Source organism: Nocardia sp. NPDC049526, assembly GCF_044465765.1.
In the GTDB taxonomy this organism is placed as follows: Bacteria; Actinomycetota; Actinomycetes; order Mycobacteriales; family Mycobacteriaceae; genus Nocardia.
The window spans coordinates 46,459-72,227 of record NZ_JBITMA010000015.1 but is presented as its reverse complement, the minus strand read 5'-3'; the positions used below and the strand labels follow the sequence as shown (position 1 = coordinate 72,227).

Below are 25,769 nucleotides of genomic sequence, written 5' to 3'. Positions count from 1 at the left end.
GAATGACCGAGGATCCGACCACCATTCACGTCGACGAATTCCTGGCACACCCACCGGCGAAGGTTTGGCGCGCGCTGACCGAACCCGAGTTGCTTGCGCGGTGGTTCATGCCGTCCGACTTCCAGCTCGAGGTCGGGCATCGCTACACCATCGATGCGAAAGCCGTTCCGGCGACAGGCTTTTCCGGTGCGATCGCGGCCGAAGTGCTGGCCTTCGAATCGGAGCGGATGCTGCGCGTCGGCTGGCGCGATGCGGACCCGAATGCCGAGCACGGCGCCGACTGGACGATCACCTGGACGCTGGAGCCCGAGGGCAAAGGCACCCGATTGTTCTTGGAACACGCCGGATTCGATCCGGACCACCCACTCCAGCAGAAGGCCCGCACGATCATGGACGCCGGCTGGCGCTCCCATGTGATGCGGCGGATCGACGAGGTGTTGCGCGGGCTGGAGTCGTCGCCGAACCTCAGGCGCTGAGTCGCGCCGTATTTCCCTGCCGGTGCACTGTCGCAGCTACCGTGTGAGCTGGCGAGAAGGGCGTGCCGTATTCGCTCAGGGGTTTTCCGTGGTCACGATGATTGTGGTCCACCCGCCGAGGTGGATTCGGTCGCCGCTCTGCAGTGGGACCGGCACCTCGGCGGGGATCAGGTCTTCGCTGCCGTTGAGGCTGGTGCCGTTGGTGGAGCCGAGATCGGTGATGGTTATGCCGGTCTCGGCGAGGCGGAGGATCGCGTGGGCGCGGGAGACGCCTGCGTCGGCGGGGGCGATGCCCAGATCGATCTCGGGTTGCAGGCCCTGGGAGACGCTGTGTTTGCCGATCAGGATATCGGTGCCGCGCAACGTGATTCGGCGCTCGGGATAGAACGCCGGGAATTCGACCTGATCGGCGTCGGGGCCCTTGCGGGCTTGCACCCGGTCGTAGAACTCGCGATCGGCAGTGATCGTGGCGACCCATGTCACCACACCGGCCGCGGTCGCGACCTCAGCGGCGGAAACCGCCGTGGCGGTGACGATTTCGGTCGAAGCGGCCGCACGCGGCTCCGGCGTCGGCAGCGCTGAATCAGCGCCGCAGACTTCACAGAAGCGGCCGGTGCTCGGTGACCCACATGACGGGCACAACGCGGCCGCGATCGTCGGTGCGGGCGCACCGATCGGTGAGCCACAGACATCGCAGTAATCCGTCGCGACGGACTGATGCCCGTCCGGACAGGTGGCAATCGCCATCACCCCTCCTTGCGTACCCGCGCCGTCTTGGTGGAGCGTGCGTCCAAAGCCATTTCGTCCGCGGCCTCGACCCTGGCGCGCAACCGCACCGTGCCATTGCGCTCGTCCACCTCGACCACACCGCGCAACAGCTTCGCGGTGCCCTCGTTCCCGGATTCTGCGGCGAGCTCGACCGCGCGCCGCAGCTTCGCCGTCGCGGTCTCCACATCACCGTTTTTACGCGCGCTCAACCCCTCCTGCACGACCTGGGCAAGTTCGGCCTGTCCGGTGTAATGCGCGACGCGCCTGCTGATCCGGGCCGAGAGCTCGGTCTCGGTGGTCCACACCGCGCGCACCAATCCCTGACCGACCACCTCCTCGCCGGCGACCACACTGATCCGGGCCGCGAGCTTCTCCCGTCCCGGCGCGGCGGGCTCGACCCGCACCTGCACGTGATAGTCGCGGTCCTCCGCACCCCACGCACCGAGCGGGTACTCCCCCAGCTGTGGTCCGGCATCAGTGCGTCGCGTGGTCAGATCCTCGATGGTCGGGGCGACCTGTTTGACGAACTGGACGGTTGCCCCTGCCGGTGTCCATACCCGCAGGGTGAGCTCCGGAATCGCCTTGGCCATCGACGTCTGCGTCATGGCGGCGAAGTCCGTGGCCAGATTCGCCGGATCCGCGACGATATCGACCGTGCCGTGCAGCGCCGAGGCGATGGTGCGCAATTCGTCCACCTGCCAGTCGGTTCCGACGCCGCGGCAGTCACAGGTGAAGACCCCCTCGGACTGTTTGATCTCGGCGGCGAGCGCCGCGGGTTCCTCGTGTTCGTTCTTGCCGTCGGTGAGCAGAATGGCGTGCACCATGGCATCCGGATGTTTCTTCGCCAGCTGCCGGGTGAGCCCGAGCCAGGTGCCCATGGCGGTGCCACCGTTGGGACGCAACTTGTCCAGTGCCCGGCGGGCAGCGGCCCTGGTGTCGCGGTTGACGGGCACCGATGGTTTATCGCTCGGATAGGTCAGCCGCGCCAACGAGGTGCCCTCGATGATCGCGAACCGGGTGCCATCCTTCAATACATCGAGTGCGGCCAGGGTGGCTCGGCGCGCACCCTCGAACTTCTTGCCGGTGGCCATCGATCCGGAGCAGTCGATGATCAGCACTTCCAGTCGGTCCGGCTCCGGTCCGGCCGCCACGAAATCCGCTCCGGTCTCCACGGTCACCACCGCGTCGACCGTGTCCGCGCCCTCGGCCAGATACTCGTTCTGGTCTATCGCTACCGAAATACCGTTGTTCGCAATGGAACTCACTGTGCTACTCCTGCATCGACCGATGGCCCGATCGGCACCAGCGCGACGGTGATGTTGTCGCTCCCCCCGGACCGTAGTGCAAATTCGACAAGCGACCGCGCCGCTTCCTCACGCGCTAACCCACTGATCATCCGCGCCAGCGCCGCTGGATCGGATACGTAGTTCCAGAGTCCGTCACTGCACAGCAACAGCACCCCGGGACCCGTGGTGTGAAAGGTCTTCACACATCGGTCCGACCACGCTTTGTCCTCGCTGTCGGCACCGAGCCAGCGCAGCAATGTATGTGCCCGCGGATCCTGCATCGCGGACTGCTCGTCCATGGCACCGGCATCGACGAGCGCCTGCGCCCACGAGTCGTCGACGGTCAGCCGCGTCGACGGCAGATTCCCGCCCGCGATCGGCTCGATGCCGACGCCCTGTAACCAATATGCCCGGCTGTCACCGACATTCGCGACGGTGATCTCCACGCCGTCGCCGCCGTATCCGCGCACGATGGCCGAAACATAGGTGCACGACGGAGCGTGGCCGTCGTGTTTCGCGATGTCGCGCACGGCCTGCGACGCGGCCGTGAGCCCGGCCATGACCACCGCCGTGCCGGAGCGTGCTTCGGCCAGCGCGGTGAGGCAGGCATCGACGCCCGCACGCGCCGCGGCGCCCGAGGCGGCCTGCGGATCGTCGGAGGTGGAAACGCCGTCGCTGACCGCGATCACCGTGACGACCGGGCGCTTGGCCCCGTCTTCCAGTACCGCGGCCGCGACCGCATCCTCGTTGCGCGCGTGCGCGATACCGCGATCGGTCATGACATAGACCGCGCCGAGATCGGCCTCGAATCGATCCGGCTGCGGCCGCAGTTGACCGCAGCCACCGCAGTAGCCGTCGGCGTCGTATCGGGTGCCGCCACATCCCTCACACGTCGGTGCCGCATCCGGATCCGACCGCGGCAGCGCGATTCGCCGCGCGCCGAGTTCGCGACCGCAGGCCTCACAGAACCGGTCGGCCACCCCGACCCGCGCCGCGCATTGCGGGCACCGCGGCGGCACCGCGGTATCGGGCCCGGTCATAGGTTCGTCCTCGGCCGGATCGCATTGGCGCGATCCACCAGCTCGAATCGGGCCCACATATCTTCGGTTTCGCGGGCGAGGTCGCGATAGCAGCGCTCCAAACCGGTTCGTACTCCGTCCTGATCGAGGTTGGCGCCGAGCAGCGCCCCATGTGTTGTCGGTGCTTTACCCGCGCGCAGCCAGTTCAATGCGGCATCCAGCACGCGCATCCGCACCTGTGCGGCACGGCTTTTCGATTCGATCCGCAATGCTTCCACCCGACCGCCCGCATCGCGCAGCAGCGATTCGGACAACTCATCGGGTGTGCGGTTAGCCAGCATGGTCTCCACGGCCGTCAGCCGCGCCTCGGTGTAGAGCGCCGAGGCCGAATCCACCTGATCGAGTACGGCGACCGCGCCGCCGCGATCGCCATCCGCATTGCGCAGCCGGGCCAGTCCGAAGGCGGCGCTGACGAAGCCGTGGTCGGTGCGCCAGACCGTGTCGTAGTAGCGCGCGGCATGTTGCCGATCCGGTTGTGCGCCCGCGAGTTCGGCGACGGCCGCCTGTGCGACCTTCGGTGCGGACTCACCTGGCAATGCGGCGTACACGGCATCGAATTCGGCATAGGCCGCATCGGTATTGCCCGCGAGCAACTCGGCTTGGCCGCGATACCAGGCCAATCGCCAGTCACCGGGCAGGGTATCGGCGAGTTCGTCGAGTCGGCGCAGCGCATCGGGCGGATCGCCGACCTCCAGCGCGGCGCGCACCAGCCGCAGCGGAATCTCCACGGACGCACCGCGGGTCGTGAGCACCGAACGCAGTCCCGCCTCGAAGGCCGGTTCCAGTTCGGCGGGGGCGGTCCCGCCGGTGGTGGCCAGCAGCGCCGCACCGCTGTCGTTCGGATCGACCAGCGGAACCGGTAGCGCCGCAACGATACTCGTCGGCGTCGGTGCTTCCTGAATGCCGAATACGCCGCGTGGCGGCCCGAAGTAGGCCGACATCCCGGGACGTGGCACACCGTCATCGATGCTCAGCACCTCACGCAGCACGCCGGTCAGCTGATCGGCCATCTCCTCCATCGAGGAGAAGCGCGCCTCCGGATCGGCGTCGGTGGCGCGCAGGATGAAGCGATGCAGCGAATCGTATTTCGCCAGTAGCGGTTCGGCGTCCGGATCGGGCAGTGCGCCGAAATGTCCACCCTGCTGCGGCACATTCATCAGCAATACCGCCAAGGTACGGCCGACGGTGTAGACGTCGGTGGCGACGGTCGGCCCGCTTTCGGAGATCTTGGGGTCCTGATAGCCGATGGTGCCGTAGATGGGGCTGTCCTGATCGTCCATGGCGATCACCGCACCCATATCGATGAGCTTGAGCTGCTCATCGGTCTGCATCACATTGTCCGGCTTGAAATCGCAGTAGGCCAGTCCGAGCGAATGCAGATAGCCGAGGGCAGGCAGCATCTCCAGAATGTAGGCGATGGCCTGTGGCGCCGGCAGATAGCTGCCCTCGGCATCGCGGTGGGCGCGCAAGATCTGTTTGAGCGACGTCCCGCCGACGTATTCCATGACGATGTAGCCGACCGCGACACCGTCGGCGCCGCGGTGCTCGACGAAGTTGTAGATCTTGACGATGCTGGGGTGCTCGACCTCGGCCAGAAACCGCTTCTCCGCGACCGCCGCGGCCATCGCGTCCAGATCACCGGAATTGAGCAGACCTTTCAGCACCACCCAGCGATTGGCGACATTGCGGTCGGTGGCCAGATAGATCCAGCCGAGCCCGCCGTGCGCCAAACAGCCGACCACGTCGTACTGTCCGCCGACCAGATCGCCCTTGCTCAGCTTCGGCGTAAACGAGAACCGGGTACCGCAGTTGGGACAGAAGCCCTCGGTGCGGCCCGGCGTACCGTCATGGCCGCGCCCGACCGGTCGTTCACATTTGCCGCAGAACCGCTTTCCCTCGGCGACCTGCGGATCGGCCAGTACCGCGGTGGCCGGGTCGATGCGCGGCATCCGCGGCACCTCGACCATGCCCGCGCCGAGCCGGCCGCGAGCGCTGGATTTCGACGAGGTCCGGCCGGTGCGAACCGAGCGCCCGGAGGCGCGGGTGCTTCCCGAGCGTCCCGACAGTGCGGAAGTCCCGAAATTCCCTGCGGGTGCGGTGCCACAGGCATCGCAGTAACCGTCGACGATGGCTCCGCCGCAGCCTGGCTCCGCACAGATAGCCTGCTGCAATTGAGCCGGAGCCGTACCGCAGGCGTCACAATATCCACCGACAACGGTTCCGGTGCAGCCAGGTTCGGCGCAGCTCCCTTGGCTCGAAACCCCATGCGGGATGGGCATTTCCGCCGCGACCGTGGTCGCCTCGGCGGGTGCGGTGCCGCACACCGTGCAGTATCCGTCTTCGATCGTGCCGCCGCATCCCGGCTCATTACAGGTCATCTGCCCCGCCCCGATTTCTCCCCGATGATCTGCTGGAAGTCGGCGACCGCCCGGGTGACGGCCGCCAGATCGCACGGTCGCCGCGCGAGCAGACCCGCCGCGATCTGATTGCAAGCCAGGACATCTCGGTCCTCACTGACGCCGAGACGAGCCGCCTTAGCCTGATAGGCGGCCAGCCGTCCACGCAATTCGCCACGCCGATCGAGCAGGCCCTGAGCCAATTCCTCCACGGTGGCCGCCCCCGCGGTAGCGTCCGTGATCCGCGTGCGCAATCGGACCAACTCCGCTGCCGCACCCACTTTCGCGGATACCGCGTCGAGTTCGGCTTCGAGCGCGGCGGTGTTGTCCTCGTCCACCGGCAGTGGGCCCGCCAGGATCTTCGCCTCGACTTGCGCCCGTGCCTGCGCCGCGCGGGCTCGGGTGGCTCGCAGCACCGCCAAGCGCCTGCGCGTTTCGGCGACCGCCTCGGCCCAGTCCGCGGATACCGCATCGAGTTCGGCGAGGATGGTGGCCACCTGCTGCAACTCTCCCGACAACTCCGCGATGCGCGCGTCTACCTCCGGCACCGTCAGCGCGAGCGGATCGGTCGCCGTACGGCTCAGCAATTCGGCGATGCCGTCGCCGATCGCGCGCAGCTGCGTGGTCTCGCCCCCGGCCGCGCCCACTTTGTCCAGGGTGTCCTGCAGTGGTGCAAGGCCCGACATCACCCTCGTGTTCACCGCATCCAGCGCATCGAGGAATTCGGCGATTTCCGGGAAGGTGGCCCGCATGCGATCAACGGTATCGGCGAGTCCGACGAACAGAACCTCTTCGGCGGGCCCGGTGAGCGAACGTTGCGCCATCGGTATCGGCGTACGCGCGGCCTCGTAGGGGCGCCCGCGCAGCAGCCGGGTGAGTTCGGCGCGCTCACCGTCGTCGAGGCGAGCCCGAGTGCCGCGCACCTTGCGCGCCGACTCCAGGATTATCTGCAGACGGCTGTAGTCCTCCCACATCAGCGCGAGCGCGGCGCGGACCGGCAGCCAGCGCTGTTCGGTCACACCGGTAGGTGGATACCGCTGCACCAGTGTGTGGCCCGGATGTTTGTCCAGTTCCAGCAGTGTGGCGGTGATGGCATCGAATTCGATTGTCCGGGTGGCCAATTCAGCGTCGATTTCGGTGAGAGTGAGTAGCTGCATGGATCACTCTTTGTAGCGGAGGTCCGGTGGACCGGGCGACGGGCCGAGGGCGCTGAGTCGGGCGTTGTAGAGCCGCTGCCAGGTGCCATCGCTGCGGATGCGTTCCAGCACGCCGTTGACGAAGCGGACCAGATCGGGATGTCCCTGCGCGATGCCGACCGCGTACGCGCCGGTGCCGATCACCTCGCCGACGATCTCCAGATTCCGGTCCTGGGCCACCAGACCGACCAGGATCGGATCGTCGCCGCTGATCGCATCCACGTGGCCTTGTTGCAGCGCGGCCAGACAGTCGGTCCAGTTCGACGCGCCCAGGACGATGGGCCGCTTGGGCAGACTGAACAGCGGTCCGGGTGAGGTGGTGCCCCGGGTGACGCACACCCGCTTACCACCGAGATCCGCGCCGGTCCGGATGCCGGAGTTGCGGGTGGCCAGAAGGCGTTGGGTCGCACGGTAATACACACCCGAGAAGTCGACATCGCGGCGCCGCTCACAGGTCGCCGAGAAGGTGCGCACGATCATGTCGACCTGTTTGTTCTGCAGGGCCGGTATCCGCTCGGCCGCGGTGACCGAACGCAATTCGATCCGGTCCGGATCACCGAAGAGGGATCGGGCGATCTCACGCGCGATATCGATATCGAAGCCCTCGAGCTGTCCGGTGCTGGGATTGCGGAAGCCGAACAGGTAGGTGTTCTGATCCACCCCGACCCGCAATTTGCCATTGGCGACAATGGCTGCCATCGCCGAACCCGACGGCATCGCACCGGGACTCGGCAACGGCCCGGGACGCAGGGTGGCTTCCGGATCGCAGTTGCCGCCGGATTCGGACTGCGGTGGCGTGGTGATTTCGACGAGATCAGGTTTGGGGTCGACCGCTGCCACATTCGTGGACGCCGGGGCCTGGATGCCGGAACCGCATGCGGTCACCAGCGCGCTCACAGCAACCAGCGCCATCCATCCGAAGCCGGACCGCCGCAGGCTGATTCGCCGTCTCACAGGAACTCCTTCAGCCGTGGCCACAGTCCGGTGACGGTCGATGCCGCGGCGCCGAACAGCAGCACCAGTGTTCCCGCAGGGCTGAGCGTCAACGTCGCACCCGCCGAGTCGACCCCGTCGCGCAACGCACCGCGTTCCTGGATGAGGTTGTCGCGCAACAGCTGATCGAGATGGGCGAACAACGTCGCCGAGGTGTCCGGGCCGGTGCCGATGGCCTGCGCCACGGCCCCGGGATAGTTCGCCGCCTCGTAGGCCTCACGCTGTTCGGCATGTCCGGCGGTCCAGCCGAGCAGGCCCCGCGAGGCCGCCGAATCGGGTCCGGTTACCGTCGCCAGCCGATCCGCCAATTCGGTGGTGTGCTTGCGGTAATCGGTTTCGCTCGTGGTGATATCGCCGCGGGTGATCAACTCCAGGGTTTCGTCGGTGCGCGCTTGCTGGGCCAGGATCCTGGCCTGGGTCAGGGTTTCGAAGCGACTGGTCGCCCCGGATTTGCCGGTATCGAGTGCGGCCGCGGCGATGATCGTCGCGGCGACCGCCCAGAACAGCGCGAGGGCGGTGGCGCCCGCGGCGACCGCAAGACCGAGGTTCATCCGGCGATTGGTGCGGCGCAGCATGACGAAAGTGCCACCGCCACAACCGATGAGAAGCAGCATCAGCAGCACGATGGTCGTCCACGGCAGCGCGCCGATATCGTGCTGATCCTGGCGCACCGCGGCCATGCGGTCCTTGCTCAGCATTTCGGCGTTGGGCAGCAAGGAATTCTGCATCAGCAGTGAGGCCTCGCGCAGATAGGACGAACCGACGGGGAAGCCCTGCCGGTTGTTCGCCCGTGCGGTTTCGACCAGGCCGGTATAGGCGGGCAGGTCGGCGGCGATCTTGGCGACGATATTCCTGGTCTGCTGATCAGCGGCTCCGGCGGTCGCCTCCGCAAGCGCGGACGCCGCTTCGGCAAGCGCCTGCTGATACTGCCCACGCACCTCCGGTGATTCGATGCCACCGGAGAGGAAGGCCGTCGCCGCGGACGCGTCTGCGGCCGACAGCGCGACGTACAGGGTCTGTGCGGCGTAGGCCAGCGGTTCGGTGTGTTCCAGCACGGTATCGCGCCGAGCGATCTTGCCGCTCAATTGCTCGGCCGAGGTCAACCCGGCGAGCAGACACAACACCACGGTTACGACGGCGACCGCGCCGATGGCACCCGGAGTCGTCCCGGCGAAGCGCCGTAACCACGCACCCCCGTTGCGCATGGTCGCCGGTAGGCGAATCTCCAACACCGTCCCCCTTCATCTACCCGGCCGGTGTTCCCGATCGCGATAGTACGGGAGGGAATTCGGGTTTGCTGCTTATCGCCTCGGGGGCATCGAAACCCGAGGTCAATCCGAGGTCACATCGAGTAGCGGTGCGAGGTTCGGCGTCCAACGCGGATACTGGGTGAAGATATCGCCGAAGGACTTCGACGGCTTGCCCAGCGGTAGGCCCGCCGACTTGTCTTCGCGCAGTTCGTGCTGCAGCGATTCCACCGAGCGCACCAATCCGGTGTGCAGACTGCGCTGTTCGAGAACGGCGCTGCGGCCGGTGATCCCGATCGCGCCGATGAACGCACCCGAGCTGTCGCGTACCGCCGATGCCACACAACTCCAGCCGACCGCCGTTTGCTCACGTTCGTGCGCGAATCCGGTGTCGCGGGCCTCGTCGAGCAGTGCCCGCAGTTTGCGCGGATCGGTCACCGAATACTGGGTCAGCGGTGGCCAGCGCATGGCGAGGATCTGTTCGGCCTGTTCTTCGTGCGCGGCGATCTGCAGCCGCCCCGCGGCGGTGAGAACCATACTCGGCCCGAAGGAGGCCAGGCTCGGCCAGTTCTGCCGCTTCATCACCTCGGCATAGTTGCGGCCGTACGCCGAACCGTTGAGGGTCAGCTCACCACCGTACAGGCTTGCGCACCAGACGATTTCGCCGCGTGTGCGCATATACAGGTCCTGGATGTAGGGCTGCGCGGTGACGATGAAACCGTGCTGCTGGGCCGCGCGCAAACCGTGGTAGATGAGCAGCGTGCCCGCGCGATAGCCATCCGGGCTCAGTTCGAGCATGCCGCGTCGGGCCAGATCGTTGGCGATGCGGCGGACAGTGGGTTTCGGAATGCCGGTGCGCTTTGTCAGGGTGGCCAGCGAGACCGGATCCCGGGAATCGGCGACCGCCTCGATAATCGCGACGGCGCGTCCCACCACGGTTTTGTCATCGGGCATATCGCACCGCCGAGGCGTCCGGAGCACAGCGACGACACATCATGTCGACCTTCTCGGGAATTGGGAACCGGCCGCGCGAGAAATGCGCGGTTGCGATGAGTGTGCGACCGCATCGCCACGGGTGTCAAACCGACATCACGTTGGACTGCCGTTGGTTATTCGTTGGTCGGTGCCGCGAATCTCAGGGGGCCGGAAACGTACCGACCCGTGTTCGGTACCAACCCCCAACGCACCCCTATCCAACCCTCCAGCGTCGCACCTCGAGGCGACCGTAATCAATGCACGCACAGCCAATTTCGATGAACGTGTCACTCAGTGATACGGCGGGGATGTTTCCGCACCGGATTTGCCGGACGCTGATTCCAGGTCCCGTCCACCAGGCTTGGCGAGCAGGAAAGTGAACCCCGTGAAGTACCTACTCACCGCCGTTCTCGCGGTGGTCGCGGCGGCCGCGGTCTTCTTCGCGGTCGGCAGGTCGAATCTCGATATCCACCTGCCGCAGGTATCTCAGGCCTCGGATCAGGATCAGCCCACCGGCAAGGGCACCGGATCCGCTGGCGGAACCGGTGATTCGAACGGAAACAACAATCCCGGTTCCACCGGACCCACGGGCCCGACCGGTCCCACCGGAACACCGGACAAGACCAAGAAGCACACCGTCGTCTTCGACGTGACCGGCAGCGGCAAGGTACGCGACCTCAGCTGGAGCGACGGCGCCAGCAGCTACCTCGCCGCGGGCGCTACGACACTGCCGTACTCGCGCACCCTGATGAGCAACCGGACCGGCGGTTTCGTCGTCTTCGTCGAGGGCACGCCCGATCCCGTCGGCGCGGCCCACTGCAAGATCACCGTCGACGGCAAGGTCGTCGCCGACCAACAGGCCACCACTCGCGGATTGTATTGCCGCGCAGAAATTTCCAACTAATCGGAGCCAGGAATGCGTGAGGATACTCGTTTCAGACTCACCCAGGCAGGAGTGAGCGCCAGCCGGGTGTTCCCGTTCTATGTCGTCTGCGATGTCTCCCGTTCGATGTGGGATCCCGCGTGGACCAACCAGAAGATCACGCCGCTGGAAACGGTGGAGCAGGCGCTGCCGGATATGCTCAATGTGCTGGAGGAGGATCCGACCACCTATGACACCGCACATCTTTCGGTAGTCGCCTTCGGTGATTCCGCCGTCGCGGTGCTGCCGCTGACCCCGCTGCGGGTCGACCCGTCCATTCCGGCGCTGCCACGCCAGGGCGCGACCGACTACGCGGACGTATTCCGTTATCTGGACCGGCAATTGCGCGGCGACCACAAGCGTTTCGCAAGCGCCAGATTGGATACCTACACACCGGTGATCTTCTTCCTCACGGACGGAAATCCGCAGGTGCGCGGGAAATTCCAGCCCGACGAGGTCTGGGTGCCGGTACGCGCCGGACTCGAGGCGCCCAACCACCCGTTCCGTCCGGTGGTGGTGGCCCTCGGCATCGGTGATGTGCGCGAAGACACTGTGCGGCAATTGCGCTCACGCAATCCGGTCGGCGTCGCCTGTGTCGCCGAAGGCAGTGTGGCGCCGGGCGATCTGTTGCGCGCCATCATCAACAGCATCAAGTTCTCGATCAGCAGCAGCGTCGGGCAGGGCAGGTTTCTGTTCCGTACGCCCCTCGGTATGCGGGAACTGGACTGAATAGCCATGACGCTGGATACGTTTCGCCAACGCCCCATTTTGCTGGTGGCCGGGATCGCACTGCTGGGTGCGGTGCTGTCGATCATTGTGCAACTGCTGGGCGACAGCGGGAGCGACAGCTGGACGACGGATAAGGTCGCCGATCGGGTCCTAGCCGAAGTCACCGGCTGCCCACAGGCGGCCGCTGAGCCGCAAACCGCTGTGGCCGTGCTGAATTCGCCGGTGCGGGCTCAAATGGAAAACAAGGCGGGCGACACCTGCGCGTTGATCTCGGGTGCTCCCATCAAGTTCCCACCGGAGTTCAAGGCGCCGTCGACACGGGCGCTGGTGCGGGACGTCGACGGTAACGAAGTCAGCGTCCGCACGCTCAACAAGGCGGGTGATCTGCTGATGGTTTCGATCGCCGAACCCGCGCACGAACCGTCCGGATGGTGGTGGCTACCAGCGACTCTCATTTGTTTTCTCGCCGCGACGGCGACCGGCGCCGCGGTCCTGCTGGTGCGACCCGGAGCTGATGTCCGGGCACCCGAACACGAGGAAACGGCGCGTCGAGATACCCCTGAGCGCCCCGAGCCCGCCCGTCCGGTGGCACTGCCCGCCCTGACCACCTCGGGCGTGAGCGGACTCACCGTCGACCGTGGCCGCAGCGGCCGCTACGACGTGTATGCCGCCACACAGGTGGGACTTTCGCATGCGAAGGACGGCAATACCCGCGAGGACGCCTACGCCATCGGCGGTGATCCCGACCGTGGCTGGGTCTATCTCGCGGTCGCCGACGGGCTCGGTTCGGCCGCCAATTCCCATGCCGCCGCACAGCGTGCGACCCGCGCCTGCCTGACGCTGCTGCACCGGTACGCGAGCTCGCTCGATCGCATCGGCTATCCGTCCACCTGGGAGCCGCTCGCCACCGAGATCACCGCGAAGGTCGCCGCCCAACTCGACGCGGGGTCGGTCGATGAGCTGGCCGCCGAGCTCGATTACCGCAGCCCGAACGGCGCGGGCGATAACAAGCGCACCTCGACCCCGGCCTGCACCTTGGCCTTCGCCGCTCTCGGCCCGGTATCGGCGGACGGCTACCCGCTGGCCTGGGCGACCGTCGGCGATTGCGATCTACTGCTGGTGGACCTGAATTCCGGTGCCACCAAATGGCTTACCCAGCACGCGACCAAGCGCGGGATGATCAGCAATGTCACGCCGTCGCTGCCACGCGATGCCGATCGCGTTATCGCCGGACTCACCTTCGTGCCGTCGAATCTGATGGTGGTGCTGGCCAGCGACGGGATGGCGGATGCGATCCGGCTGGTGCCCGAACAATTCGCCACGCTGCTGCCGCAGATCGCCGGGCCGCGGCCCGCCGAGCATGTTTTCGGTCAGCTCGTCGGATTCGACCTGCCCGGCCTGCACGATGACCGCACCATCGTCGCGGCCTGGCCGACACGCGGGCGCGGGCCCGCCCGGGAAAGACGGTAGGTGGGGGCAATGACAGTGCCGAGGTGGTCGGCAGCCGGTCGTACCGAGTACCGCGTGGACGAACTGCGCATCGTGGGCGACTTCCCGCTGGGTGAGGGCGGTTCCGCGCAGGTGTGGCGGTGTACGACACCGGATGAGGTGTCGGTCGCCTTCAAGCGCTATGACCGGGATACGGTGCGCCAGTTGCAGCCGGAGGTGCTGCGCGAGTTGGTCGGCTGGCCGCACAGGCTGGATCAGGACGACCGGAAGCGGATGCTGGAGCTGTGTGCGTGGCCGCATGCCGTGGTCGTCGAAAACGGAACGGTGGTAGGCATTCTCATGCCGCTGGCACCGCGCGAATTCTTCTTCGAATCGCACAGCGGGCCGCAGCCGCGCGCCTTCACCCGGGTCGCGGTGCGGGTATCGGATGCGCAGAAGCGCCTGCACACTTATTTCGACTTCCCGCACAAGATCGCACGGCTCGGGCAGTTGCTGGTGGATCTGCAGTTCCTGCACGACAACGACATCGTGGTCGGGGATCTGCAGCCGAACAACATTCTGACCACCGACGCATACCCCGTCGACGGTGTCGTCTCGGCGCACAATTACTTCCTGGACTGCGATTCCTTCCTCATCGGCGGCCGCGGCGCGACCCCGCGACTGGATCCGCTGCCGTGGCGGCCTCCGTATCCGGTGCAGCAGTTCACCGCGACCACCGATCTGTTCAAATTCGCGCTGCTGATGATTCGTTGCCTCGCCGAGGATCTGGCCGCGAATCAGCTCGACTATCGGCAGTACGCCCAGCTGCTGCCCAGCGGGGATTTCCAGAAGGTCGATCGGCTGCTGACCACCCCGCACCCGGATCTGACCTCCGCCGACCTGCGGGCGCTCGCGCTGGCTTGGCAGTCGGTGGTGCGGCCGGACGGTCGGGTGTATCGGCGGACCGATTTCGCGCTGCGGGAACCCTGGAACGAGCACACTCGCGCCGCACACTTCGCCGGGTTCGCCGTGCCCGCGCCGACGAGTAGTGCACCGTCCCAGGGCATCTCACCCATTGTGATCGTCGCGTGGATCGCGCTGTTCATCGTGCTGCTCACTGTCGTTATCGCGCTCGCGTGATCAGGAACGAACCGATGTCCGAACCCGCACTCCTGCTCACCACCGGTGCGATCCGCCACCGGATCTCCGGGCGTACCCATTCCCTCGGCTCCGGATCCGGCGCCGATATTTCGGTCAGCGATGACGGTCCGGCAGGCCAGTGGCTTCGGTTCCGGCATGTCAACGGGTGGGCCATCCGCGCCGTTGATCCGACGATCGAGGCGACCCTCGATGATGTGCCGATCGGCCCACGGAACTGGACGGCAGTCCAGGGTGCCGGGGTACACGAACTGCGGATCGTGGTGCGCGGTCGGATATTTCGCCTCGTAGTGGCGAATGCGGATGACGATGCGAATGTCACGCCGCCGACCGTTGCGGGTCGGGCCGCGCACGAGCCGCTGCAATCGGCTCCCGCGGGCCGACCACAACCGAAACGCACGCCACCGCACGCGCCTCCTCGGCGAGCGCACGTCGTCAATGGCGCCGACCGGACGATCATCGATGCGCCGCCGCAATCACCGCCGGTTGTCGATCGGACTCCCCCGCGACAAACCGTCCCGCCATCCCCGGGACGTCCCGGATCCTGGTCGGTGCCGAGCGATCGGGTCCTCGCGATCGGCCGCGAGGGCGGGGACGCGGAAATCGCCCTGCCCGGACTGGATCTGGCACATCGGCATGCGACGGTGCGCTGGACCGGGCGCGCTGTGGAGTTGCGCGGACTCGCCACCAATGCGCGTCCGTTCGTCGACGGCAGGCCTGTGCTGCACGCTCGGCTGCGGGTGGGCGAGCAATTCATGTTGGCGCACCACATCTTCGAGGTATCGGGCCCGGCGCAGCTGACACTGGTGCCTGCCGCCGTGATCGCGCGCGAGCCCCTGCTGCGCTTCGACGGCGTGAGTCTGCGGTATAGGGGTCGCACCGAACCCACTTTGCGCGATCTGACCTTCGAACTCGGGCGCGGCGAGGTCCTCGCCGTGATCGGACCGTCCGGGGCCGGGAAGTCCACTATGTGCGCGGGGCTGCTCGGCGAGGTCGCGCTGGCGGCCGGCTCGTTGCGGCTTGGACAAGTCGACCTGGTCGCCTCCCGCATGCAAGCCAGTCATCTCGTTTCCTTTGTGCCACAACAGCCCGCCATGTTCGGCGACCTCGCGGTGCGCGACGCGCTGCTGTGGGTTGCGGGCTTGCGCACGGCCAGCGATACCACCCGAACCGAGCGGGCGGCCCGGGTCGACACCGTGATCGCCGAGATGGAGCTGGCGGGTGAGGTCGGCAAGCGGATCGACACGCTGTCGGGCGGTCAGCGCAAGCGCGTCTCGACCGCCATGGAATTGCTGAGCGATCCGCAGTTGCTGGTCCTGGACGAGCCGACCTCCGGCCTGGACGAGGGCTTGGACCGCGCCATGATGCAGCGGTTGCGGGTGGTCGCCGAAACCGGTTGCGCGGTCATTGTCGTCACCCATTCGATGGTCAATGTCGACTGCGCCGACAAGGTGCTCGCGGTGACCGGTCGCGGGCGGCTCGGATTCTTCGGGCCACCCCGAGAGTTGCTGGGTGCCTTCGGTGTCGACAGCTATGCCGAGGTGATGGACCGGTTGCGAGCCGACCGGCAGGCCGGGCAGTCTGCCGCACCCTCGACCCCGCAACCGGCCGAGCATCCGGTGCCCGCGCCCATGCGTGGTTCGCTGCACCGGCATCTGCCGCGCCTGATCGGTCGGGAATGGGCCCGCCAGCGCAATGGAATCCGCACGCTCGCACTGGGTTCGGCGGCAGGCATCGGCTTGACCGCCATGCTCGGTGCGGCCGCTTCCGACAAAGGGCTCGGCGGTGATCCGCGTGCGGTCAGTTCGGTCATGATCGCCTTGATCGTCTGTCTCACCTTCTTCTCGATGGCGCAATCCTTCGCCGCCATCGTCGACGATCGCGTGGTCATCGAACGCGAAGCGCGCTGGGGCATTTCGGCGGCGTCGGTGGTGTTGGCGCGTGCGATCACCTGTACACCGCTCGCGGTGCTGCTGGGTGTGGCATCGACCATCGGATATCTCGGAATCAAGTCCGGGCCCACGAAACCGGTGCTGCCGGAACCCTACGGACTGCTGCTGTTCGCGATTACGCTGCCGCTGGCCGCGATGGCGCTCGGACTACTGGTGTCGGCATGTTCGAAATCATTGCGCCAGGCGGTTTTCGTGCTGATGGGCGTGCTGGCGCTACAGGTGGTGATGACCGGGCTCGCACCGCCATTCGAAGGTACGCCCGGTGCAGTACTGCGGACGTTCGCCTATGCCGCGCCGTCGCGGTGGGCGGCGGCCGGGATCGGTGCCGATACCGGACTCACCGATGGGGCCGATCCGCCACCGGGCCAGCAGAAGCCGTTCGCCGATTTGATCTGGACCCACGATCTGCATCATGTCGCGACGGCCGCGGCGGTGCTGGTCGTGATCGCGATCGTCGCCACCGCATTGACCATTCGGGTGCTGCGGCAGCAGCTGATGGCCCTGAAATAGGAGCTGGGTATGACATCACGAATCCGCTTGCTGCTGAGCGTGTTTGCTCTGGTGAGTCTCGGTGTGGCCGGATGCTCGCCCGCCGCACCCCGTCAGGTCCAGCAGTCGCCGGAGCCGGGCGGAACGCGTCCGACGACGGTGCGTACCGGACGGATTCCGGGCGGGACCATTACATTGCGAACAAATCAACAGGTCACCTTCGAACCGAATTCGCTGCGGTACTGCACTACCGATGGTGCCGGATTCAAGTTGCGCACCGGAGAAACCGTATGGCTGAGCGGAATCGCATCGCTGGAATTCGGTACGCAGGAGGGCGCGGAGTCGCCGGTAACCTACCGGCCGGTGCCCGTGAAAGGCGGTGGCACCCAGATCTTTCCTGGTGCCGCGAATGTGCAATCCGGCTCCGGCCGCATGTCTGCGGTCTGTGAATTCTTCGTAGCGAATCGGGGCCAGCGATATATGCCCGGCGAGTTGATCAGTATCACCTTCAATTCGGAGACCGAATCACAGAACTGATCCGCGTGCGGCGAGTCGTCAATGTAGTGCGCCGAGCCGGAATACGATCACGAGCACAACAACTGATATCGCAACGGAAATCCAGCCGAGCCGGGTCCAGTGTGCGGCCGATGCAGGCGGTGCGACGAATGCGCGTCGGGCGTGAATTCGTTCTCTGAGTCCGCGCATGATCGCGACCGGCCCCAGCACGAGGCCGAATCCCGAGAGCGACAAAAGAATTATGATCACGACCATCGGTGTTCGGGGATCTGGATCGCGTTTGAGGACCGGCGTACCTGGCGGCGCTTGGTTGACGACAGGCCGATCGGCTGGGGTAACCGCAATATTGCGCGGCGTGGTGCGTCTACGTTGTGGCTCGGTGGATCGCATCAGCCTTTCCTCTGCCGCTACGAGTTCGGTGACCTCATTCGATGCGGGCACGCTGTCTGGCCGGCGCGAGGTGACTTCGTCGGCCGCGGTGATCGCGTCCGCCTCCTCGTTCGGTGCGGTGACCTCATCGGCCGGTTCCGCAACCGTTTGTTTGCGCCGACCGCTCCGCTCGTCCCTGGCTTGTGCCGCAAGGAAATCCACCAATTCCCGGGCGGTCGGCCGGGCATCGGGATCCTTGGTCATCGCCGCGAGGACCATGCGCCGGTATCGGCCGGGCACCTCGGTGAGATCCGGATCGTCCCGAATGATCCGCGCTATTACCGCCGCCTGGGTATCGGCGTGGAACGGTGGCCGACCGGTCGCCGCGAAGGCGACCAGCGCGCCCCAGGCGAAGATATCCGCGGGCGGTCCTACCTCCTGGTTGCCGAGCATTTCCGGCGGCATCCACGCCAATGTGCCGATGATGCGTCCCGGTTCGGTGAGGCGGGTGGCATCGATAACCCGGGCGATACCGAAATCGATGACCCGCGGACCGTCCCACGTCAGAATGATGTTGTCCGGCTTCAAATCCCGATGAATGACATCCGCGCGGTGTATGCACTCCAGCGCTTCGGCGAGCCCGCTCGCGAAATCGTAGAGCTGTGCCGACGACATCGCGCCGCGTTCTCGAATGGCCTCTGCCATCGATTCCCCGGATACGAAGGAATTCGCCAGCCACGGCCGCTCCGCTTCGATATCGGCGTCCACCACCTCCGCTATGCGCCGTCCGTGCACTCGCTGGGCCGCGGTGACCTCCTGTCGGAATCTGGCCCGGAACTCGGCATCCCGCGCCAATTGGGTATGCGGCATCTTTATCGCGACCACAGTGCCGTCCGGGCTGAATCCCTGGAATACGACACCCATTCCACCCTCGCCCAGGCGGCCGTGTAACACGAACGTACCGATAGCCGTCGGATCATCCGGCAACAATGGTCTCAGCATTCTCCCTCGCCGATTACGCTGAGCTGTCGTAGTTTTCGGAGTTTAGCACTGTTCGGGGGTATTGTCCGACCACATTGGTTCCCCGTTGGTGTTTCATTGGTCGCAGCCGCGAATCTCATCGGCATGAGCCCATCGAAACACCCGATCCGCCGCCCCGCCGCAGCCTTACTGGCCGCGATCGCGGGCCTGACGATCGCAGTGCTCCCCCTCACCGAAATGCCCACGGCCGCAGCGGCTCCCGACTGCGCACACGCCGATGATCCGGTAATCCCGCCGGACAAGGCGCCAACCGGCACCTCCGGCTCACGCAGCCGACTGCGGGATCTGTTCCCCGACCTCGCCTACCGCCACGAGATCGAAAAGGCGGTCCTGTGCCTGACCAATGCCGAACGCAGCCAACGCGGCATCCCCGCCCTCGAATGGAATATGCAACTCGTCGACTCGGCGGAGAAGTACGGCACCGAGGCGGACCGCCTCAACTGGTGGGTCGGCAGCACCAAGCAGGAAACGGTGAAATGGCACATCCACCCCGAGACCCCACGCACCACCGCCGACGACAATCAGGAGGCCACGGTGCAGATCGGCAAGCGCATCGCCGCCGCCCAACCCTGCGCCCCCGGTAAGACTTTGGTGCACTGGGCGGAGAACACCGCCTGGGGCACCGGCAACCGATCCACCGCCCGCGCGATCGTCGACGCCTGGATGCATTCGGACACCCATCGAGCCAACATCCTCGACAAAGACTCGACGTTGCTCGGCCCCGGCGCGGTCTACGGCCTCGCCCAACCCGGCACCGCACCCGACCAGGCAGGCCTCTACGTCCAACACTTCGCGTCGTGCAAGTGATCGCCCTACCGCTGCTTCGCGTCGTAATCCGCCCGGGCCTGTCCGGCCTTGTCGAGGTTGACCGACCATTCGGCGACCGACGCGAACAGCGGTGCCAGGCCGCGTCACAGGTCGCCGAATCGTTGCCGCCCGAACTCGTTGAACGTCCACAGGATCGGGGTGGTCCACCGGCTGAAGACGATGTCGACCACTGGAGTGATCGGGGCCGCAGCGAAATCAGCGATAGGATAACGGAAATGATCGTGGTGACGGGAGCTACCGGGAATGTCGGGTGACCGCTCGTCCGTGTACGCAAGCCTTCGCCATAGAGGTTCGATCAGTTGTAACCGCAATGGATTTCGAAGTCGCACATAGGTCGGTCGCAGTATGAAGAATCTGTTCAGAGGTGCCGTGATGGCCGCCTTGGCCATTGCCACGGGTGCGCTTCTCACTCAGTCAGATCCGCCTTCATCGGGTGATGGCAGGAACGAGAAGGAGCTGGCTCAGTTGACAGAAGATCAACCAACCCCGTCCGAGCAGTTGGTCGACGATGACTATGACGTCGACCTGGAAGAACCCGTCATCGACGACCGCAGGCCGACGAGCTTGCAGGAATTCGCCGAGGACGCCCGCGCGGGTGGCTCCAGCAATACCGAGCCATTTGTCCGCGGCGGCCCGGGACTCGAACTCGAGCCCGCTCAGCCGGGGCAATCTGTGATCGAGTGGATGGGTCCTCGGTGACCGGTCCCGGAAATAGCTGATCAGCGGCGCACGAACCAAGGGACAACCGGCGGCCGCATCGGGATCATCGGTCCAACTGCTCCCGCGGCGGGCAGCGCTTCGACTGAGCCGTGGCCGGTCGTATTCGGTTACACCTCGGTCGACGCGGGTGCCTTGTCGATATAGCGGCTCATCGCCCAGTTCAGCCCGCGCATCGCGAGGTTGTAGGACGGCGGAAAGTAGCGCTGCGCGAGATAGCCGACCCGGATATCCGGCGAGGTGAAAACCATGTACTTATTGCGCTCGACCCCGCGCACGATCGATCGGGCCGCCTGCTCCGGCGTGACCGCATGCCGCATGAACAGCGAAACCGCCTGCTGCACCGCCGCGCCCTGCCGATCGACGCCCGCGATATCGACGCTGTCCACCATCGGCGTCGCCATCGCGCCGGGGCAGACCAGGCTGACACCGATCCGGTGCTGCCGCAGATCGAAGCGCAACACCTCCGAAACGCCACGCAATCCGAACTTGCCCGCACTGTAGGGCGCATGCCAGGGGAGCCCGAAGAGGCCCGCGGCCGAGGCCACATTGACAAGATGTCCACCTCGCCCGGCCTCGATCATGCGCGGCACGAACTCCTCGATCACATGGATAGGGCCCATCAGATCGATATCGATGGTGCGTCGCCACTGCGTGTGCGTGAGCCGATCGACGGTCCCCCAGGTGGCGATGCCTGCCACATTCATCACGATATCGACGCTGTCCACCTCGGCGTGCGCCTTCGCGGCCAGCGCTACCACGGCGTCGTAATCGCTGACGTCGGCGGGCGCGGCCAGGTGCACGACACCACCCCGCGCGCGCACTTCATCGGCGGTGTTCTGTAGTCCGGCATCATCGATATCGGTCAGGACGACCGATGCGCCCTTGGCGACAACAGCCAGCGCGGTACTGCGCCCCAATCCACTCGCCGCTCCGGTGATGAGGCAGCTCTTGCCGTGGAACTTCGTCATGAACCAAACGATAGACAATTACGAACACTGCTGTCTATAGATCTGATGTCCATCTCGGACGCAATACTCGGCCACCGGTCGACAGATACCGAGATGCGATTGATACACGGCTCGCTGAACGATAGCTGTCGACCATGAAATCGTGCTCATGTCGACCTGTCGGAGCATCACTGCCGTTCACACAGACCGGCACCGAGGCGATATACAAGCGATGAAGCTGATGTCATGGCGTCGATACCAGGGCCGATCGTCGGGAATATGGCCACGGAAAGGCCCTTGTCCATGTGCACTGCGGTGGCATACTCGATTGCAGCGGCCAACGGCGCGCTCGCCCCGGCCCGATCGAGGCCTACGCACCAGCTTCAGCATGGCGCGGTTGCCGGGCGAACACTGGCGGACTCCAATGATCTTGGTGTGCCAGGAATGTTCGAGCACTCATCCCATGTTCCCAATATTGTTGCGTGTACAGGATCATCGGGAGGACCACATGGGGAACCTGTTCGGACCCGCCGGCCTAATGGGGGGCAGACGTGGCTGAGGGACGCGAAACGACGGCACGGAGTTCCACGCTCGCCGGGTATCGCGACGCCTCGATCACCACCACGCCGGCCGTCCGCCCGCTGATCTCCATCGCCCTGTTGCTGATGAGTGTTGGGCTGGTCTACGAGGCCGGTCGCGCCGCACCCGGGGAGGACCACGGCTGGTTCATCGCCGCTTCGATCGCCGGACTGTTCGTGGTGCGCGGACTGCATCTGCGTCGGCCGATCACGTTGCCGCATTTCACCGTCGCGGTCTTCGTGCTGGCGGCCGCCAACGCCGCCTATCGCGCCTCGCATCCGGGCTTCGGATTCGTCTTCCTGGCCGCGACCGGATTCATCCTGATGCTGCCGCAGTCGAGTCGGCCCCAGCCCGAGCAGTTGTATCGGGTCGCCGAACTCGTCGGCCGAACCCACCGCGATCCACTCGCCGCCTTCGCGCTGCATTCGTCGAAGTCCTACTACTTCAACGTGAATTCGACCGCCGCGATCGGCTATCGGGCCCGCTTCGGGGTCGCGGTGGTCGCCGGTGATCCGATCGGCGATCGCGCCGACTTCCCGGCACTGCTCACGGACTTCTCCGAATTCGCGGCGAATCACGGCTGGCGGGTCGCGGTGCTCGGTGCCAGCCCGGATATGGCCGAGATGTGGCGGCATCGGGCGATCGAACATCGGGGGTTGCGCGCGATTCCGGTCGGCCGCGATGTGGTCATCAATGTCGCGACATTCGCCATGGTCGGGCGTTCCTTCCGCAATCTGCGCCAAGGCGTGAGCCGCAGCCGGAATTTCGGGGTGACCACCGAGGTCATCAACGAGACCGACCTGACCGAACCGCTGCGGGCCGAACTGCTGGATATCGTCGACGAGTGGCGTACCGGTCGGCAGAATCGTGGCTTCTCGATGATCCTCGACCACCTCTTGGACGGGCGGAATCCCGGCATGCTGCTGGTGCTGGCCAGGGATGCGGACGGGCGCGTGGCGGGCTTCCAGCGCTACGGTGTCTCCGGCCGGGGCCGCGAGCTGAGCTTGGATGTGCCGTGGCGGCGCAAGGATGCACCGAACGGACTGGACGAGCGGATGATCATCGATCTCGTCGATCATGCCCGCGCGCAGGGCATCGAACGGATCTCACTGGCATTCGCCCCCTTTCCGGAGCTGTTCGCCGAGAAGGAGCGTTCGCGGACCGGAAAGCTGATCTATGTCCTCGTGCACCTGGGTGATCCGCTGATCCGGCTGGAATCGCTGTACCGATTCCTGCGCAAGTTCCAAGCGATGTCGGACCAGCGGTTCGTGTTGATCCGGTGGCGCGAGGTACTACTGGCTGCCGCGGCTCTGCTCACATTGGAATTCGTGCCGCACCGCAAGCAGCACTAGTCGCGGACGGTAAGACCGATCGCCTTGGCGAATACGGGTGCCAGATCGAGCAGTTGGAGCGGGGTGATGGTAGCCCCGCGCAAGGCATCGAGGCCCTCGGCGACATCGAGGTGCGCCGCACCGCGGAGGTCGACCTGCTGTAGCCGCGCACGGTTGATCAGCAGCCCTTCCACAGTGGTGCCGGGGAAGGTGACCTTGGTCAGCTCGGCATCACCGAAGTCGGTGTGGCGCAGCACGCAATCGACGAATTGCACCTCGCGTAGTTTGGCCTTGCGGAAGTTCACGGAGTCGAACTTGCAGCCCTCGAAGCGCACTCGACGCAAGTTGGCACCGCCCGCATCGACCCCCGACAGTGCACCGGCGATCAATTCGACGTCCTGCCAGGAGGTATCGGACAGGTCGGTGCCGACCCAGCGCACGTTGCGCTGCCAGACATCGGTGAAGCGGGAGAACCGCAGGCTGCCGCGGTTGATCGCAAGCGAGGTGAAGACGGTTTCGGAGAACCTGGAATTGCCGGCCTCGATGTCATCGATGTCGCCGCCGGAGACGTGCACGCAGTCGTAGTCGCCCTCGGGTTCGAGATCGCTCTCCAGCGGCGTGAGATAGCGCGCGTAGGGCAGATCCTCGAGTTCGTTGGGCACGGTTGACCTCCGGGTTCGGCGACGGTTCTCCTTGTCTACCAGTCGGATCCGACAGCTCAGGGGTCGATGCGGTCGAGCAGCCAGCGCGGGCCCACCGATTCGGCGCCGAGGGCTTCGATTCGCTCGCGGAGTCCACGATCGGCCGTTACGACGGTGATCCCGTCCTGCTCGGCGGCCGCGGCCACGACATCGACGATCGCGTCGTCTCCCGAACCGTCCGCCAGCACCACGCGCACGCCTACGAATTCCTCGGATCCCGCGGCCTTCGCCGCACCCTCCAGCACGACGACCACTTCGGCGGGTTGGGTGAGTTCCAGCGAGCTCAACCGCATGAGCAGTCGCCGAGCCGCACCCGCACGATCGCGCCACCAGCCATCGGGACGCGAGCCCACGACATTCGCGGCATCCACGACGATCAGCATCGCTTCCTTTCTACTCATCGGCGCCGAGGCGGGCGGCGCGGGTGTGCAGGTAGCGCTGTTGCGGGAGGCTCATCGCCTGTTGTGCGGCGAGCAGATATGCCTCGCGGGCACCGGCCCGGTCCCCCATCGATTCCAACAGATGGGCACGTACGGCTGTGAGGCGGTGGTCCCCCGCCAGCTTGCCGCTGTCGGCCAGATCGTCGACGAGTTTCAAGCCCGCCATCGGTCCGCGAGCCATGGCGACGGCCACAGTGTGGTTGAGGGCGATGATCGGATTGTCGACCAAAACCAGCAGCCGTTCGTAGAGCAGCATGATCTGCGGCCAATCGGTGGCCTCGTAGGTCGGCGCCTCATCGTGCAGCGCCGCGATGGCAGCTTGCAGCTGATACGGACCGGGTACGCCCTGCGGCAACGCCGCTGTGATCAGCGCGATGCCCTCGGTGATGGCTTCGGTGTGCCAGAGTGCGCGGTTCTGGTCTTCCATCGGAACGAGTTCGCCGGTGGGTCCGGTGCGTGCGGGTCGGCGGGCATCGGTGAGCAGCATGAGTGCGAGCAGGCCGGTGACTTCGGCGTCGTCGGGCAGCAGGCGGTGCACCAGACGGGTCAGGCGGATGGCCTCGGCGGAGAGTTCGACGCGGTGCAGGCTCGATCCCGAGGTGCTGGCATAGCCCTCGGTGAAGACCAGATACAGCACGTGCAGCACGGCGGCCAGGCGCGCGTCGCGGTGAGCGCCGACGGGTGCGGCGAAGCCGACTCCGCTGTCCTTGATCGTCTTCTTGGCGCGGCCGATGCGTTTGGTCATGGTCGCCTCGGACACCAGGAAGGCGCGGGCGATTTCGGTGGTGGTCAAGCCGCCGACCGCGCGCAGCGTCAGTGCCACCTGTGCGGTGGGCGAGAGCGACGGGTGGCAGCACAGGAACAGCAGGACGAGAGTGTCGTCGGAGTCGGTGGGTTCGCGATCGGCAGGCGGGGTGAGCCAGTCCTCGGGCAGTGCCCAGCGCGCCACGGTGTCTTCGCGCCTGCGGCGGGCCTGTTCGTTGCGCAGCAGGTCGGTCAGGCGGCGGGAGGCGACGGTGATCAGCCAGGCGCGCGGGTTGTCCGGAATGCCACCTTCGGGCCACTGGGTCGCGGCGGCGAGCAGTGCCTCCTGCACCGCATCCTCCGCGGTGTCGAAATGACCGTAGCGCCGAATCAGCGCGGCGAGGACCTGCGGCGCGCAGATGCGCAACAGGTCCTCGACCCCGATATCCGACATCGGAA

Annotated in this window: 23 protein-coding genes; 10 read left to right on the top strand and 13 right to left on the bottom strand. The window is 66.1% G+C overall.

The genetic code is table 11. The features are described from left to right. Positions 1–2 precede the first annotated feature (2 nt). Positions 3–476 carry an SRPBCC domain-containing protein gene (locus ACIBW7_RS35335; protein ID WP_397054085.1) on the top strand — a complete coding sequence of 158 codons (474 nt, stop codon included), beginning with the start codon at positions 3–5 and terminating at the stop codon, positions 474–476. Positions 477–551: 75 nt separating this feature from the next. Here the strand turns inward: ACIBW7_RS35335 and ACIBW7_RS35330 are convergent, their stop codons facing one another. The 8 genes from ACIBW7_RS35330 to ACIBW7_RS35295 all read right to left on the bottom strand — a co-directional run bounded on the left by ACIBW7_RS35330 (position 552) and on the right by ACIBW7_RS35295 (position 10,395). Further along, the gene (locus tag ACIBW7_RS35330; RefSeq protein WP_397054083.1) at positions 552–1,223 is read right to left on the bottom strand and encodes an FHA domain-containing protein; all 672 of its coding nucleotides are present in this window, start codon (positions 1,221–1,223) and stop codon (positions 552–554) included. Beyond that, entirely contained in the window at positions 1,223–2,509 is a 1,287-nt protein-coding gene (locus ACIBW7_RS35325) for a VWA domain-containing protein (protein ID WP_397054081.1), read from the bottom strand. The genes ACIBW7_RS35330 and ACIBW7_RS35325 overlap by 1 nt, the downstream gene beginning before the upstream one ends. Continuing rightward, complete coding sequence (locus ACIBW7_RS35320; RefSeq protein WP_397054079.1) at positions 2,506–3,570, bottom strand: PP2C family protein-serine/threonine phosphatase; 1,065 nt, start codon at positions 3,568–3,570, stop codon at positions 2,506–2,508. Before ACIBW7_RS35320 ends, ACIBW7_RS35325 begins: the two co-directional genes overlap by 4 nt. Further along, positions 3,567–5,987, bottom strand: a complete 2,421-nt coding sequence (locus tag ACIBW7_RS35315) for a tetratricopeptide repeat protein (RefSeq protein WP_397054077.1) — start codon at positions 5,985–5,987, stop codon at positions 3,567–3,569. Before ACIBW7_RS35315 ends, ACIBW7_RS35320 begins: the two co-directional genes overlap by 4 nt. Then, positions 5,984–7,162: a hypothetical protein gene (locus ACIBW7_RS35310; RefSeq protein WP_397054075.1), complete on the bottom strand. Its 1,179-nt coding sequence runs from the start codon at positions 7,160–7,162 to the stop codon at positions 5,984–5,986. The genes ACIBW7_RS35315 and ACIBW7_RS35310 overlap by 4 nt, the downstream gene beginning before the upstream one ends. A 3-nt stretch (positions 7,163–7,165) precedes the next feature. Beyond that, on the bottom strand, positions 7,166–8,155 hold the full coding sequence (locus ACIBW7_RS35305) for a glutamate ABC transporter substrate-binding protein (protein WP_397054073.1): 990 nt from the start codon (positions 8,153–8,155) through the stop codon (positions 7,166–7,168). Next, complete coding sequence (locus ACIBW7_RS35300; RefSeq protein ID WP_397054071.1) at positions 8,152–9,426, bottom strand: hypothetical protein; 1,275 nt, start codon at positions 9,424–9,426, stop codon at positions 8,152–8,154. Before ACIBW7_RS35300 ends, ACIBW7_RS35305 begins: the two co-directional genes overlap by 4 nt. Before the next feature lie 99 nt (positions 9,427–9,525). Next, on the bottom strand, positions 9,526–10,395 hold the full coding sequence (locus ACIBW7_RS35295; protein WP_397054069.1) for an IclR family transcriptional regulator: 870 nt from the start codon (positions 10,393–10,395) through the stop codon (positions 9,526–9,528). A 406-nt stretch (positions 10,396–10,801) separates the two neighbouring features. On the opposite strand from ACIBW7_RS35295, the gene ACIBW7_RS35290 reads away from it, so the two are divergent. Genes ACIBW7_RS35290 through ACIBW7_RS35265 form a run of 6 tightly spaced genes read left to right on the top strand, consistent with a single transcriptional unit; the run spans position 10,802 to position 17,631 of the window. Then, a complete protein-coding gene (locus ACIBW7_RS35290; protein ID WP_397054067.1) occupies positions 10,802–11,320 on the top strand; it encodes a hypothetical protein in 519 nt (172 codons plus the stop codon). A 12-nt stretch (positions 11,321–11,332) separates the two neighbouring features. Beyond that, complete coding sequence (locus ACIBW7_RS35285; protein ID WP_397054065.1) at positions 11,333–12,067, top strand: VWA domain-containing protein; 735 nt, start codon at positions 11,333–11,335, stop codon at positions 12,065–12,067. Positions 12,068–12,073: 6 nt separating this feature from the next. Then, positions 12,074–13,537 carry a protein phosphatase 2C domain-containing protein gene (locus tag ACIBW7_RS35280; protein WP_397054063.1) on the top strand — a complete coding sequence of 488 codons (1,464 nt, stop codon included), beginning with the start codon at positions 12,074–12,076 and terminating at the stop codon, positions 13,535–13,537. Between the two features lie 9 nt (positions 13,538–13,546). Beyond that, a complete protein-coding gene (locus tag ACIBW7_RS35275) occupies positions 13,547–14,635 on the top strand; it encodes a hypothetical protein (protein ID WP_397054061.1) in 1,089 nt (362 codons plus the stop codon). A gap of 14 nt (positions 14,636–14,649) precedes the next feature. Beyond that, entirely contained in the window at positions 14,650–17,115 is a 2,466-nt protein-coding gene (locus ACIBW7_RS35270; protein WP_397054059.1) for an ATP-binding cassette domain-containing protein, read from the top strand. A gap of 9 nt (positions 17,116–17,124) precedes the next feature. Next, the gene (locus ACIBW7_RS35265) at positions 17,125–17,631 is read left to right on the top strand and encodes a hypothetical protein (RefSeq protein ID WP_397054057.1); all 507 of its coding nucleotides are present in this window, start codon (positions 17,125–17,127) and stop codon (positions 17,629–17,631) included. An 18-nt stretch (positions 17,632–17,649) separates the two neighbouring features. Here the strand turns inward: ACIBW7_RS35265 and ACIBW7_RS35260 are convergent, their stop codons facing one another. Continuing rightward, positions 17,650–18,981, bottom strand: a complete 1,332-nt coding sequence (locus tag ACIBW7_RS35260; protein ID WP_397054055.1) for a serine/threonine-protein kinase — start codon at positions 18,979–18,981, stop codon at positions 17,650–17,652. A 123-nt stretch (positions 18,982–19,104) separates the two neighbouring features. Between ACIBW7_RS35260 and ACIBW7_RS35255 the strand changes: the two genes are divergently transcribed. Continuing rightward, a complete protein-coding gene (locus tag ACIBW7_RS35255) occupies positions 19,105–19,827 on the top strand; it encodes a CAP domain-containing protein (RefSeq protein WP_397054053.1) in 723 nt (240 codons plus the stop codon). Between the two features lie 366 nt (positions 19,828–20,193). Continuing rightward, positions 20,194–20,547, top strand: a complete 354-nt coding sequence (locus ACIBW7_RS35250; RefSeq protein ID WP_397054051.1) for a hypothetical protein — start codon at positions 20,194–20,196, stop codon at positions 20,545–20,547. 128 nt (positions 20,548–20,675) lie between these two features. Here the strand turns inward: ACIBW7_RS35250 and ACIBW7_RS35245 are convergent, their stop codons facing one another. After that, positions 20,676–21,536, bottom strand: coding sequence for an SDR family oxidoreductase (locus ACIBW7_RS35245; RefSeq protein ID WP_397054049.1), 861 nt, complete (start codon positions 21,534–21,536; stop codon positions 20,676–20,678). A 530-nt stretch (positions 21,537–22,066) separates the two neighbouring features. Here ACIBW7_RS35245 and ACIBW7_RS35240 point away from each other — a divergent pair. Next, a complete protein-coding gene (locus ACIBW7_RS35240) occupies positions 22,067–23,446 on the top strand; it encodes a bifunctional lysylphosphatidylglycerol flippase/synthetase MprF (RefSeq protein ID WP_397054045.1) in 1,380 nt (459 codons plus the stop codon). Here the strand turns inward: ACIBW7_RS35240 and ACIBW7_RS35235 are convergent. From ACIBW7_RS35235 to ACIBW7_RS35225, 3 genes are read right to left on the bottom strand one after another with little or no spacing between them, the layout of a single operon-like run. Then, the gene (locus ACIBW7_RS35235) at positions 23,443–24,087 is read right to left on the bottom strand and encodes a pentapeptide repeat-containing protein (protein WP_397054043.1); all 645 of its coding nucleotides are present in this window, start codon (positions 24,085–24,087) and stop codon (positions 23,443–23,445) included. The two genes, ACIBW7_RS35240 and ACIBW7_RS35235, sit on opposite strands and share 4 nt — an antisense overlap. A gap of 56 nt (positions 24,088–24,143) precedes the next feature. Then, on the bottom strand, positions 24,144–24,527 hold the full coding sequence (locus ACIBW7_RS35230) for an NYN domain-containing protein (protein ID WP_397054041.1): 384 nt from the start codon (positions 24,525–24,527) through the stop codon (positions 24,144–24,146). Beyond that, a complete protein-coding gene (locus ACIBW7_RS35225) occupies positions 24,520–25,764 on the bottom strand; it encodes an RNA polymerase sigma factor (RefSeq protein ID WP_397054039.1) in 1,245 nt (414 codons plus the stop codon). The genes ACIBW7_RS35230 and ACIBW7_RS35225 overlap by 8 nt, the downstream gene beginning before the upstream one ends. Between the last annotated feature and the right edge of the window lie 5 nt (positions 25,765–25,769).